The organism is Streptomyces sp. NPDC001450, assembly GCF_053597295.1.
Window position 1 is genome coordinate 16,161 of the sequence record NZ_JBSFHY010000005.1, and the last position, 13,420, is coordinate 29,580.

Consider the following 13,420-nt stretch of genomic DNA (forward strand, 5'->3'; position numbering starts at 1 on the left):
TGCGGCTCTTCGGTGCGGCGGGGCCCGGTGGGGTCCCGGCCGCCGCTGCCGACGCCATCGCCGGATCAGCTCCCGTTCCCGTAGGCCGCCGCCGCGTCCTTCTCCAGCTGCGCCTGGGTGCCCGCCACGTCCTTCGGGTTCTTCAGGAAGTCCTGCAGGTCCTTCCACTCGCCCTTGCCCGGGGTGCCGCCGAAGGCCTGCGGGGCCTGGTCGGACATGTCGAAGCGGAAGTCGTCGCCGGACGCGATCAGCGCCTTGGCGATCTTCTGCTGCACCGGGTTCGGGTAGGCCGAGTCCGGCACGTTCTTGTTCGGCGAGAGGTAGCCGCCGAGCTCGGCCTGGATGGTCGCCGCGTCCGGGGAGGCCAGGAAGGTGGCCAGCGCCTGCGCCGCCTTGGAGTCCTTCAGGATGACGGCCGCGTCACCGCCGGAGACCACCGGCGCGGCCGAGCCCACCGCCGGGAACGGGAACACCTTCGCGTCCGTGCCCACCTTCGCCTTGGTGTCACCGATGTTGACCTGGACGAAGTCGCCCTCGTAGACCATCGCCGCCTTCGGCTGGTCCCCGCCGGTGAAGGTCTGCGTGACGGAGTTCGGGAACTCGGTCTGCAGGGCGCCGTCCGCGCCGCCCGCCACATAGTCCTTCTTGCCCCAGATCTGGGCGAGCGTGGTCAGGGCCTGCTTCACCGAGGGGTCGGTCCACTTGATCTTGTGCTGGGCGAGCTGGTCGTACTTCTCCGGCCCGGCCTGGGACAGATAGACGTTCTCGAACCAGTCCGTCAGTGTCCAGCCGTCGGCGCCGCCGACCGAGAACGGGGTGACCCCGGAGTCGTACACCGCCTGCGCGGCGGTCAGCAGCTCCTGCCAGGTCTTCGGCTCCTTGGCGCCCGCGTTCTCGAAGGCCTTGGCGTTGTACCAGATCAGCGACTTGTTGGCGGCCTTGTAGTACACGCCGTACTGCTTGCCGTCGACCTTGCCGATGTCCTGCCAGCCCTGCGAGTAGTTCTTCTGCAGCTCCTTGAGCGCGTCCGGGCCGAGCGGCTTGGCCCACTTCTTGTCCACGGCCTGCTTGATCGCGCCCGGCTGCGGCAGCAGGGCCACGTCCGGCGGCTGACCGCCCGCGATCTTCGAACCGAGGAAGTTGATGATCGGGTCCTGGGCGGGCACGAACGTCACCTTCGCGCCCGTGCGCTTCTCGAACTCCGCCAGGACCTTCTTGAAGTTCGCCTGTTCGGTGCCGGTCCAGACGGCGGCGACCTCCAGGCTCGCGCCGTTCAGTTTCGGCAGGGTGACGCCGGAGCCGCTCGCGGTGGCCCCGCCGCTCGTGTCGCCGCTGCCCTTCTTGTCGTCGCTGCTGGAGCAGGCGGTGAGCGCGAGGGCTCCCGCGAGTAACGCGGCGAGTGAGGTGGCGGCCCTGTGTGTCCGGATGGTGTTGCTGTTGCTACGCATCACTTCCCCGTTCGTCGTTCTCCGCTGAACGTCAGAACACTGTTCCGTGCGGTCCGGTCTACGCCGGGCCGCACAAGGGCGGCAAGAGCGCCTGCGCCGTCCGGCGGGTCATCGTGACCGGCTCGTGATCAGGGAAGTATGCGTACCGATTCCCGCTACAGGAGCGAGGGCACCTCCGCCGCGGCGACCTCTCGGGCCGCCCGCTCCACCGCGCTCGCCAGCAGGGCCAGGTCAGTGGGGCCGTTGCCCAGTTCGCGCACGGGACGGCGGGCCGGCGGATCGCCCATCCGCTGCCACTCCAGCGGGACGACCGTGGGCCGCTGGGTCGCGGTGCGCGGGATACGGCCCGTCACCCGGCCGGCCTGGAAGCCGACGGTCCGCCCGTCCGCGTACGTCAGCCTGCCCCGCCCCGGCGCCGGCTCCTCCGGCCCGGCCGTCGGCGCGTCCAGCGTGACCCGCAGCGTGGCCTGCCTGGCCGGCTCCGTCTCCGCCGTACGACCGCCCGTCCCGGCCGCGGCCACCAGGTGCACGCCGAGCCGCTCACCCTCCCGGGCCACCGCCTCCAGCGCCCGCATCACCGATCCGGCGGCGGGCCGGCCCGGCGAGCCGAGTGCGGGAGAGACCAGCGCGTCCAGGTCGTCGACGACCACGAGGAGCCGGGGCAGCGGCGGTGCGGCCTCGGTGCGCTTGCGTGCGGCGCCGGGCCGCAGCCGCAGCGTGGAGCTGGGCGGCGCCTCTATGTCCCCGGCCCCGGAGGCCGCCGGGCGCCCGCCCGGGGTGCGCTGCGCGACGATACGGCCGGACACCGCACGCCCCGCGTGCCACTGGGCGAAGTCCGTCCGGCCCAGCAATTCCGCGCGCCGCTTCAGCTCGGCGCTCAGCGACTGCGCGAACTCCCGCATGCGGACGGGGTCGTTGGCGATGAGGTGGGTCGTCACATGGGGTATGTCCGTGCAGACGCGCAGCCCCTCACCGCGCCCCGCGCCCGCGCCGACGCCGTCCCGGCCGTCGATCAGTACCATGCCCAGCCGGTCGGGCCGCTCGGCGGCGGCCAGCGAGGCGACCATGGCCCGCAGCAGCTCGGTACGGCCGCTGCCGGCCGGCCCCTCGATCAGCAGATGCGGCCCGTCGGCCACCAGGTCGGCGGTGAGCGGGCCGTGCGGCCCGGCACCGAGCACTGCCCGGGCGCGGCCGCCCAGCGACTCCGTGTCGTCGGCCGCGTCCGCCCAACGCGCCATCAGCGAGGCCGGGGTGGCCCGGGCCAGGCCCAGCTCGTCCAGCAGCCGCGCCGACTGCGGCAGCGGTACGGCCACGCGCGCGTGCCGCTCACCGACGGGGCCGTCGGGCCGGAGCGGCGCGAGCGCCCGCGCGAACCGCTCCGCCCAGGCGGGGGAGACGGCGTCGACGGTGGCGACGGCCCCCGGGCCCACGGGCCCGGTGGGCGCGACACGCATCAGGTGCAGCGCGCCGGCGACATCACCGCTGAGCAGGGCCACGGCCCCGCAGTACCGGAAGGTGGGCGTGACCGCGCAGGCCGCCTCGTACGTCTGCGCCACGGGCGAGGCGGGTGTGGCGGCCGCGGTCTCGGCGAGGCAGATGACATGGATCCCGGCCCGCGGACCGGCCACGGCCAGCCGCGCCAGGGCTTCCTGCAGGGAGGCGCCGCCGGGGTCCCCGTCCACGACGACGACGGTGAACGGACCCGGGAAGCCGCCGAATCCGTCCAGCTCCGCGCCTTCCCTGGCCCAGGAGGGGCGGCGGGCGGAGGCGGAGGCAGGGCTCGGGGTGGTGTGCTGGGCTGTTCCAGGTGCCGTCCCCGCAGTGGCGGGTGAGGCCTGTCCGGAAGGGCCGGTGTACGGGTCGCCCGCGGTCCGGGAAGCCGTCGCCGCGGTGGAGGCCGAGCCCTGTCCGACGGCGTCCGCCGCCGGGGCCGGCTGGGCCGTGCCTCGGCCCGTCGCCGCGAACTCCTCCACCCGGCGCAGGAGTTCCTCCGTGCGGGCCGCCGCCTGTTCGCGGTCGTAGGCGAGCAACAGCCGGCAGTCCTGGCCGTGGCCCGGGCGGACGTGCGGGAGCCAGCCCAGCCAGGACCAATCGGCCGTCCGCTCCTCCTCGGGGCGGCTGCGGTCCGCGCTGATCAGCACGATTTCCAGCAGGTCGGGGGAGTGCAGCGCGGCCAGCTGGGCCAGCACCGCGCGGGCCAGCCCGGACAGCCGGGGGCGCGGACCGGCCAGGCCCAGCGCGCCCGCCTCGCGCAACGCGGCGGTCACCGGTACGGCGGGCAGCACGCCCGAGCCGTCCGGTGTGTTGCGGTCGGCCGTGCCCAGCCGCACGGTCAGCGCCTCAGGGTGTCCCGGACCCCGCTCCCACAGCCGGGGCCCGGGACCCAGCGCCGTCAGCAGCAGCGCGGCGGGGTCCGGCCAGGTCTCCGGCAGCTGCGGGACATCGGCCTCCGGCACGCCGCCCGCACCGGCCGTCGTGGCGCCGTACGCCTCCGGCCGGGCCGCGGGCTGCTCCCCACGCCCGCCGGCCAGCCGCCGCGCCCAGGCACCGATTCCGCCCCTGCGGCGGACGCTCTCGGGTGCGTCAGTGCCCCGGAGCGGGGTGTCCTTGCGGCCGCGGCCCACTCCGGCGTCGGTGCCGGAAGAGGCACTGTCCGACGCCGGGCCGCGGTTCGCCGTACCGGCGTCGGTGGCCCCGGTCGGGCCACCCGGGCCGCCGACGCCGTACCGCCCCGCGTGTGTGTCCCCGCCACGGGAGGTGGAACCGGGCATGCCGGGTGCCGGGCGTTCGCTGCTTGGTCCGCCGGTCCCGTGGCGGTCTGCGGCCGTGCCGCCGCCGGTGGCCGAGCCGGGTATCCCGGGTGCCGGGATTTCGCCGCCGGGTCCGTCGGCCCCGAAGCCGCCCCCGCCGGCGGAAGCCTTGCCGGAAGCCGAACCCGGCCCCGCTGCGCCTCCGTCACGCTTCTCGATGCCCGGCGCCCCGGCCTGACCCGGCACCGCCGGCTCTTCCCCGCGCCGTTGCTCCTCAGCCCCCGCGCCCGAGCCCGGGGCAGCCCAGCTCGCCGTGCCGTAGGCGTGACGGGTCGGCCCTGAGGGGCCGTCGGCAGCCGGGCCCGGGACGGGCTCCACGCGCGCGTGCCCGGCGGCGTCCGCCGCCGGACCACCGGCTTCGCCGGCCGGCCCCGGGGCGAACCGCACGCATCCCTCTCCGTCCGGCACCGTCCGTACCCGCGCCCCGGGGCCGCCGGACGGGGTGAGCCGCAGGGCGGACTCGCCGATCCTCAGCAGGGCCCCCGGAGCGAACCGCACCGGGCGGTCGCTCACACGGGTGCCGTCCAGGGCCGTGCCGTTGGTGGAGCCGAGGTCGGCCACCGAGACACGGCCGTCGGCGGCGACCGTGACCGCGCAGTGCAGGCGGGAGACGTCCGGGTCGTCCAGCGGGACGTCGGCGTCGGCGGAGCGGCCGACCGTGATCCGGCCGCCGTGCAGCAGATGGACCCCGCCCGCGTCCGGGCCCGCGACCACGTGCAGCTGGGTCGGGGCGTCGTCCAGCTCGGGATGCGGCTCAGGAGCCGCCGGGGCGCCCAGGGACAGCACGGCGCCGTCGACCAGGGGAGGCTCGCCGAGGGTGCAGCGGCGCGGGTCCAGCCGCTCCGCGTCCGCGTACAGGACCACCGGGGCGCCGCCGGTGTCCCGGCCCGTGCCGCCGTCGCCGGTGACCGCCGTGGCCAGGGCCGACGCCACCGCGGCCAGGTCCGTGCCCGCGGGCGCCGTCACCAGCACGTCGCGGCTCGCGGCGCGGCCCCGCTGCGGGGACGGGCCCAGCGGGTCTACGACGGTCAGCCGGATCTGCATCGGCGCAGCGGTCCCTTCTGCCCGGGCGCGGACATCCCCCACCCCCGCACGAGCACGTCGGCCAGTACTGCACGCATCCTCGCACCTGTCACTGACAACGCGCCCGCGGCCCGGTGCCAAGTGATCTTGATTGGTCAGCTCTGCCCCCAAAAGTGCCTGACCAGCAATCCATCGGTGATCAGTTGAGATCGGTCACGTTCGCCGCTGGGCAACCAGGAGACCAAGGCGAGCGTCTTTCCTTCGAACATCGACGGGAACGCTTACGTAGTGCCCTCGGGGGGCGGCACTACAGTGGGCCGGAACACCGGAACACAGGCGAACAGACAGCAGGGAGCGCGGAACGTGCGGCCAGTCGGCAGCAAGTACCTGCTCGAGGAGCCGCTCGGACGCGGCGCCACGGGCACCGTCTGGCGTGCCCGCCAGCGCGAGACCGCGGGCGCCGAGGCGGCCGTGGCCGGCCAGCCCGGCGAGACGGTCGCGATCAAGGTCCTCAAGGAGGAGCTGGCGAGCGACCCGGACATCGTGATGCGGTTCCTGCGGGAACGCTCCGTCCTGCTCCGGCTCACCCACCCCAACATCGTCCGGGTCCGTGACCTGGTCGTCGAGGGCGATCTGCTGGCCCTGGTCATGGACCTCGTCGACGGCCCCGACCTGCACCGCTACCTGCGCGAGAGCGGCCCCTTCACGCCGGTCGCCGCCGCGCTGATGACGGCGCAGATCGCCGACGCCCTCGCCGCGAGCCACGCAGACGGCGTCGTCCACCGCGACCTGAAGCCCGCCAACGTGCTGCTCCAGCAGTACGACGGCCAGATGCACCCGATGCTGACCGACTTCGGCATCGCCCGCCTGGCCGACTCCCCGGGCCTGACCCGCACCCACGAGTTCGTCGGCACGCCCGCGTACGTGGCGCCGGAGTCCGCCGAGGGCCGCCCGCAGACCTCCGCCGTCGACATCTACGGCGCCGGCATCCTGCTGTACGAACTGGTCACCGGCCACCCGCCGTTCTCCGGCGGCACCGCCCTGGAGGTGCTGCACCAGCACCTGAGCGCCGAGCCGCGCCGCCCCTCCACCGTCCCGGACCCGCTGTGGACGGTGATAGAGCGCTGCCTGCGCAAGAACCCCGACGAGCGGCCCAGCGCCGAGAACCTCGCGCGCGGGCTCCGGGTCGTGGCCGAGGGCGTCGGTGTGCACGCGAACGCCGCCCAGATCGCCGCCGCCGAGGGCGTCGGTGCCCTGCTGGCGCCGGATCCGGCCCCTGCCGCCGTCCCGGGCGTGCCCGGCGCCGCCGACCCCACCCAGGTGCTCCCGACGAACGCGCCGCAGGGGGCGTACGACCCGAATGCGGCGACCAGCGTCCTGCCGCACACCGGCGGCCCCGTCGGCGCGGCCGACCCGACCGCGGTCCTGCCGAACACCGGCGCGGCCGACCCGACGGCCGTCATGCCGCCGATGCCGCAGGGCCGGCCGGGCCAGCAGCCCGATCAGCCGCACCCCTGGCAGACCCAGCTGCGCGCCGCCCGGGACCGCAACGAGCAGACGCAGATCCAGTACCTCGACCCCGACGAGGACCCGCTGCGCCGCCGCCCCCAGCGGCAGGTCGCCCGGCCGCAGCAGCAGCCGCGCCAGGCCCCGCAGGCGCGCCCGCAGCAGCCGCAGCCGCGCGGCCGGCAGCAGCAGCCGCACGCCGGGTACGGCTACCCGCAGCAGCAGCCCCAGCAGTACGCCCCGCCGCAGCAGCCCCAGCGGTACGCGCCCCCCGCCCCGGAGCCGCAGCGACCCGCGCGCGAGCCCCGGCCGGCGCGGCAGCGCAGCGCCAACCCGATGAAGATCCCCGGACTCGGCTGCCTGAAGGGCTGCCTGTTCACGATCGTCATCCTGGTCGTCGCCGGCTGGCTGATCTGGGACCTGACCCCGCTGCACACCTGGGTCGGCCAGGGCAGGGGCTACTGGCGCGAGGTGAGCCACTTCGCCGGGCAGGTGAGCCACTGGCTCAAGGAGCTGGGCTCGTCCTCCGGCGGCGGCAACTGACCGCGAGTCTGGGGATTTGTCGACACCCGGCGGGTGATTTCCGTCTCCGCGGTGAAGGTTGGCTCGTTCGACGCGTAGCTTTGTCGGCTGGGAGTCGTCTGTCGGCTGGGGGTCCGGGGGCCCGCGGCGGTAGCCGCCGGTGTCTGCGCCCCCGGAATGACGCAGCGTCGGCAACACGCGTCAGTAGGAGCAGTCTTGGCACGGAAGATCGGCAGCCGGTACACCGCCAACCAGATCCTGGGGCGGGGCAGCGCCGGCACGGTGTGGCTGGGCGAGGGACCCGAGGGGCCCGTCGCGATCAAGCTGCTGCGTGAGGACCTCGCGTCCGACCAGGAGCTCGTCGGGCGCTTCGTCCAGGAGCGCACCGCACTGCTCGGCCTGGAGCACCCGCACATCGTCACCGTGCGCGACCTCGTGGTCGACGGCAACGACCTGGCGCTCGTCATGGACCTGGTGCGCGGCACCGATCTGCGCACCCGCCTCGAACGTGAGCGGCGGCTCGCCCCCGAGGCGGCCGTGGCGATCGTCGCCGACATCGCCGACGGGCTCGCGGCCGCCCACGCGTCCGGGGTCGTGCACCGGGACGTCAAGCCCGAGAACGTCCTGCTGGACATGCAGGGCCCGCTCGGCCCGGGCGGCGCGCACCCCGCCCTGCTGACGGACTTCGGCGTCGCGAAGCTGATCGACTCGCCGAAGCGGACCCGGGCCACGAAGATCATCGGTACGCCGGACTACCTGGCCCCGGAGATCGTCGAGGGCCTGCCGCCGCGCGCCTCGGTCGACATCTACGCGCTGACGACGGTGCTGTACGAGCTGCTGGCCGGCTTCACCCCCTTCGGGGGCGGGCACCCGGGGGCGGTGCTGCGCCGCCACGTGACGGAGACGGTCGTACCGCTGCCGGGGATTCCCGAGGAGCTGTGGCAGCTGATCGTGCAGTGCCTCGCGAAGGCGCCGGCGTCGCGGCTGCGGGCGTCCGAGCTGGCGTCGCGACTGCGGGAGCAGCTGCCGACGCTGGCCGGGATGCCGCCGCTGGACGTCGACGAGCCGGACGCGGAGTCGGCCGAGGAGGGCCCGGAGGAGGCGCCGGCCCCGGCCGCGCCCGGGGAGCCCGTACGGCGCCGGGGCGCGGTCTCCCTGGTGCCGGGGGCGAAGCCGGACTCCAACCGGGACACGCACACGTCGATGCGGGTGCCGGCGCCCGACGAGCTGACGGGAGGAGCGCGGGGCACCGCGCGTGCCCCCCGCGCGTCGGGCGCACCCCGCCCTGGCTCGGCCCGGCACCGCGCCGCCGCCCGGCGCCGCAGGATCACCCTGAGCATCGCGGGGGTGGTCCTGGCCGCGGCCATAGGGGTCGGCGCGTGGGCGGCGACCTCGGGTGACGACGAGCCGCCGCAGGAGACCCACAGCACGTCGACGCCGTAGGCGCGAGGTGGGCCGAGAGGTGGTCCTCACCGCTCGGCCCTGGCTGCCCGGCGGAGCCGTTACGCTGGAGGCGTGGCAGTCGTCGATGTATCCGAAGAGCTGAAGTCCCTCTCCTCGACCATGGAGTCGATCGAGGCCGTCCTGGACCTCGACCGGATGAGGGCAGACATCGCCGTGCTCGAGGAGCAGGCGGCCGCGCCGTCCCTGTGGGACAACCCGGACGAGGCGCAGAAGATCACCAGCAAGCTCTCCCACCTCCAGGCCGAGGTCAGGAAGGCGGAGACGCTGCGCGGCCGGATCGACGATCTCGCGGTCCTCTTCGAGATGGCCGAGGAGGAGGACGACCCGGACACCCGCGCCGAGGCCGAGTCCGAGCTGGCCGCCGTGCGCAAGGCGCTGGACGAGATGGAGGTCCGGACGCTGCTCAGCGGTGAGTACGACTCCCGTGAGGCGCTCGTCAACATCCGCGCCGAGGCCGGTGGCGTCGACGCCGCCGACTTCGCCGAGAAGCTGCAGCGCATGTACCTGCGCTGGGCCGAGCAGCGCGGCTACAAGACCGAGCTCATCGAGACGTCGTACGCGGAAGAGGCCGGCATCAAGTCGACCACCTTCGCCGTGCAGGTGCCGTACGCCTACGGCACCCTCTCCGTGGAGCAGGGCACCCACCGGCTCGTCCGGATCTCGCCCTACGACAACCAGGGGCGCCGCCAGACCTCCTTCGCGGGTGTCGAGGTCCTCCCCGTGGTCGAGCAGACCGACCACATCGAGATCGACGAGTCCGAGCTGAGGGTCGACGTGTACCGGTCGTCCGGGCCCGGTGGCCAGGGCGTGAACACCACCGACTCGGCGGTGCGCCTGACCCACCTCCCCACCGGCATCGTGGTCTCCTGCCAGAACGAGCGGTCGCAGATCCAGAACAAGGCCACCGCGATGAACGTCCTCCAGGCCAAGCTGCTGGAGCGGCGCCGCCAGGAGGAGCAGGCCAAGATGGACGCACTCAAGGGCGACGGCGGCAACTCCTGGGGCAACCAGATGCGTTCGTACGTGCTGCACCCGTACCAGATGGTCAAGGACCTGCGCACCGAGTACGAAGTGGGTAACCCGGAGGCCGTGTTCAACGGCGAGATCGACGGTTTCCTGGAGGCCGGCATTCGCTGGCGCAAGCAGCAGGAGAAGTAACTTTGTCGACATGACAACTGCCGCCCGAGAGGCGGCAGTTGTCTTTTGTCTGGGTTTTACATCACACTCACAGGCTCCAAGTACCCCCAAACGCCGCCCCGTTGGACATTGCGCGCGCAACGGCCTTGACGTTGCTTTGAAAAATGGGAAGGCTGAAGCGTGGCATGCGTATCTCTGGGGCGCATGTGAACCGGGGGAATGGGCGCACATCTCGTCACGGCTACCCCGTCGATCACGGCAAGCCCCGCACGCCGCCTCACTGACGAACAGCTACTGGGGGTAGCAACCATATGACGAAGAAGACGCGGATCCGGGTCGCGCGGATAGCCGCCGGCGCCGTGATCGCGGCCGGTGCCTCGCTGACCGCCGCGGGTGCCGCCTCGGCGCTGGACCTCGGCGTCCAGGCGGGTCCGATCACCCTGGGCGTGAGCGCGGACGGCAACGACGACGGCGGGACCAGCGGTGGCTGCGACCCCGTCGGTGTCTGTGACACCACGGGTGGCACCACCACGGGTGGCGACTCCACGGGTGGCACCACCACCGGCGGCGACGACTCCACGGGTGGCACCACCACTGGCGGCGACGACAGCACCGGCGGCACCACCACTGGCGGCGACGACAGCACCGGCGGGACCACCACTGGCGGCGACGACAGCACCGGCGGCACCACCACCATCGGTGGCGTCATCGGCGGTGGCGACTCCACGGGTGGCACCACCACCGGCGGCGACGACTCCACCGGTGGCACCACCACGGGTGGTGACGACTCCACCGGCGGCAACAGCTCCGGTGGCAACAGCTCGACCGGTGGCGACACCGGCGGCAACGGCAACTCCGGTGGCAACAGCTCGACCGGTGGCGACACCGGCGGCAACGGCAACTCCGGTGGCAACAGCTCGACCGGTGGCAACTCGGGCGGCAACGGCTCCACCGGTGGCAGCAGTACCGGCGGCAACGGCCACACCACCCCCGACGGTGGGAACAACAACGCGTCCCAGGAGGAGGGCTCCTCGGCCCTCACCGACACGGGCTCGGACACCTCGGCCCAGGGCGGCGACAAGCAGCTCGCCGAGACCGGTGCCGGTCAGACCGCGTTCCTGATCGTCGGCGCCGCCACCATGATCGCCGGCGGCGTCGGCTTCCGCGTCCTGCCGCGTCTGGTGAACGGCCGGGGCGGCGCGGCCGCCTGAGCGTAGCCTCACGGTCACGCGCTGTAGGCACAGTGCAGGCGGAAGGGCCCGGAGCTTGGCGCTCCGGGCCCTTCCGGTGTTCCTGGGGTCTTCTTACGCGGTCTGGTGCGCCAGCAGCGCCACCGCGGCGATCAGCACCGCGAGCAGCGCGATCAGCGCCATCGGGTTCAGCCCGGCGAAGAAGCCCTCCTGCTGCTGCAGCCGCTCGCGGTTGGCACGGCACACCGGGCACCGGCCCTCACTCACAGGCGACGCGCAGTTCGCGCACACCAACCGGTCGTACGTCATGCGCTCGCCCTCCTTGCACCGGCCATCACACATATAACGCACACGGGAACGAGAACGTTCCCCCTCCACTGTGCCAGGTTCCCGCGGAGCTTGCGCGGGGCGCCCGCACTTGCGCGGGGCGCCTGCAGAGGGGTGGAATCCGCTGTAGCGCGGCTGCGGGCCGTGGGGCCGGGCGCGCCCACGCGGCGGAGCCGCACAGCGATACGGTCCCGCGCACCTGGTGGGGAAGCTCACGCTCGTTGAAAAGTCCCGTACAAAAACACACAAGCCTCCCCCAACCGCGCTCGGACCCTGCACCCCCGCCCCCGGTTCGCGTATGGTCACGCACATCTACCCCCGGCGACCCGTGGTGCATCCGTGATCCGATTCGACAACGTCTCCAAGGTCTACCCCAAGCAGACCCGCCCCGCGCTCAGGGATGTGTCCCTGGAAGTGGAGAAGGGCGAGTTCGTCTTCCTCGTGGGGTCCTCCGGCTCCGGAAAGTCCACCTTCCTGCGGCTCATCCTCCGCGAGGAGCGGTGCAGCCACGGCCAGGTGCACGTCCTGGGCAAGGACCTCGCACGCGTCTCCAACTGGAAGGTGCCGCAGATCCGCCGCCAGCTCGGGACGGTGTTCCAGGACTTCCGCCTCCTGCCCAACAAGACGGTCGCGGAGAACGTGGCCTTCGCGCAGGAGGTCATCGGCAAGTCGCGCGGTGAGATCCGCAAGTCCGTGCCGCAGGTGCTGGACCTCGTCGGGCTCGGCGGCAAGGAGGACCGGATGCCGGGCGAGCTGTCCGGTGGTGAGCAGCAGCGCGTGGCCATCGCGCGGGCCTTCGTCAACCGGCCCAAGCTGCTCATCTGCGACGAGCCCACCGGCAACCTCGACCCGCAGACCTCCGTCGGCATCATGAAGCTGCTCGACCGCATCAACCGGACGGGCACCACCGTGATCATGGCGACGCACGACCAGAACATCGTGGACCAGATGCGCAAGCGCGTCATCGAGCTGGAGAAAGGCCGCCTCGTCCGCGACCAGGCCCGCGGCGTCTACGGCTACCAGCACTGACCGCACGAGATCCACGGAAAGGCTTAACCAGACGCCATGCGCGCCCAGTTCGTCCTGTCGGAGATCGGTGTCGGTCTCCGCCGCAATCTGACGATGACCTTCGCCGTCATCGTCTCCGTCGCCCTGTCCCTGGCCCTGTTCGGCGGTTCGCTGCTGATGAGCGACCAGGTGAGCACCATGAAGGGCTACTGGTACGACAAGGTCAACGTCTCGATCTTCCTGTGCAACAAGAGTGACGCACAGTCGGACGTCAACTGCGCCAAGGGCGCGGTCACCGAGGACCAGAAGAAGCAGATCCTCAACGACCTGCACAAGATGCCGATCGTCGAGAAGGTCGCGTACGAGTCGCAGGACCAGGCGTACAAGCACTACAAGGAGCAGTTCGGCAACTCCCCGCTGGCCAGCTCGCTGACGCCGGACCAGATGCAGGAGTCGTACCGCATCAAGCTCAAGAACCCGCAGAAGTACCAGGTGATCGCGACCGCGTTCAACGGGCGCGACGGTGTCCAGTCGGTGCAGGACCAGAAGGGCATCCTGGACAACCTCTTCCAGCTGCTGAACCTGATGAACCGGGCGGCGCTCGGTGTGATGGCGCTGATGCTGCTCGTCGCGCTGCTGCTGATCGTCAACACCGTGCGTGTCTCGGCGTTCAGCCGCAGGCGCGAGACCGGCATCATGCGCCTGGTCGGTGCCTCGGGCTTCTACATCCAGGCGCCGTTCATCATGGAGGCCGCGGTCGCCGGCCTCATCGGCGGTGGCCTCGCCTGCGTCTTCCTGGTGGTCGGGCGGTACTTCACCATCGACCACGGCATGGCCCTGTCCACCAAGCTCACGCTGATCAACTTCGTAGGCTGGGACGCGGTGTTGACCAAGCTCCCGCTGATCCTCGCCACCAGCGTGCTGATGCCCTCGTTGGCGGCATTCTTCGCGCTGCGCAAGTACCTGAAGGTGTGACGCAAACCAA

At 72.6% G+C, this 13,420-nt stretch carries 9 protein-coding genes; 6 read left to right on the top strand and 3 right to left on the bottom strand.

Features of this window, described 5'->3' with window-relative positions:
- Positions 1-65: 65 nt before the first annotated feature.
- Entirely contained in the window at positions 66-1,448 is a 1,383-nt protein-coding gene (locus tag ACWC5O_RS06400) for an ABC transporter substrate-binding protein (RefSeq protein WP_450580338.1), read from the bottom strand.
- Positions 1,449-1,603: 155 nt separating this feature from the next.
- Positions 1,604-5,302 carry an FHA domain-containing protein gene (locus ACWC5O_RS06405; RefSeq protein WP_450580340.1) on the bottom strand — a complete coding sequence of 1,233 codons (3,699 nt, stop codon included), beginning with the start codon at positions 5,300-5,302 and terminating at the stop codon, positions 1,604-1,606.
- A gap of 342 nt (positions 5,303-5,644) precedes the next feature.
- Here ACWC5O_RS06405 and ACWC5O_RS06410 point away from each other — a divergent pair, with 342 nt between their 5' ends.
- From ACWC5O_RS06410 to ACWC5O_RS06425, 4 genes are all read left to right on the top strand, one after another.
- The gene (locus ACWC5O_RS06410) at positions 5,645-7,330 is read left to right on the top strand and encodes a serine/threonine-protein kinase (RefSeq protein ID WP_450580342.1); all 1,686 of its coding nucleotides are present in this window, start codon (positions 5,645-5,647) and stop codon (positions 7,328-7,330) included.
- Between the two features lie 195 nt (positions 7,331-7,525).
- Positions 7,526-8,752 (top strand): serine/threonine-protein kinase, encoded by a 1,227-nt coding sequence (locus ACWC5O_RS06415; protein ID WP_450580344.1) that lies wholly within the window; start codon positions 7,526-7,528, stop codon positions 8,750-8,752.
- A gap of 72 nt (positions 8,753-8,824) precedes the next feature.
- Positions 8,825-9,931, top strand: a complete 1,107-nt coding sequence (gene prfB / locus ACWC5O_RS06420) for a peptide chain release factor 2 (RefSeq protein ID WP_450580346.1) — start codon at positions 8,825-8,827, stop codon at positions 9,929-9,931.
- Positions 9,932-10,221: 290 nt separating this feature from the next.
- On the top strand, positions 10,222-11,121 hold the full coding sequence (locus ACWC5O_RS06425; protein WP_450780927.1) for a hypothetical protein: 900 nt from the start codon (positions 10,222-10,224) through the stop codon (positions 11,119-11,121).
- 93 nt (positions 11,122-11,214) lie between these two features.
- On the opposite strand, the gene ACWC5O_RS06430 is transcribed toward ACWC5O_RS06425, so the two are convergent.
- Complete coding sequence (locus ACWC5O_RS06430; protein ID WP_094217736.1) at positions 11,215-11,409, bottom strand: hypothetical protein; 195 nt, start codon at positions 11,407-11,409, stop codon at positions 11,215-11,217.
- A 357-nt stretch (positions 11,410-11,766) separates the two neighbouring features.
- Here ACWC5O_RS06430 and ftsE point away from each other — a divergent pair, with 357 nt between their 5' ends.
- Positions 11,767-12,456 carry a cell division ATP-binding protein FtsE gene (ftsE, locus tag ACWC5O_RS06435; protein WP_361236207.1) on the top strand — a complete coding sequence of 230 codons (690 nt, stop codon included), beginning with the start codon at positions 11,767-11,769 and terminating at the stop codon, positions 12,454-12,456.
- A gap of 36 nt (positions 12,457-12,492) precedes the next feature.
- Entirely contained in the window at positions 12,493-13,410 is a 918-nt protein-coding gene (ftsX, locus tag ACWC5O_RS06440) for a permease-like cell division protein FtsX (protein ID WP_450580347.1), read from the top strand.
- Positions 13,411-13,420: the final 10 nt, after the last annotated feature.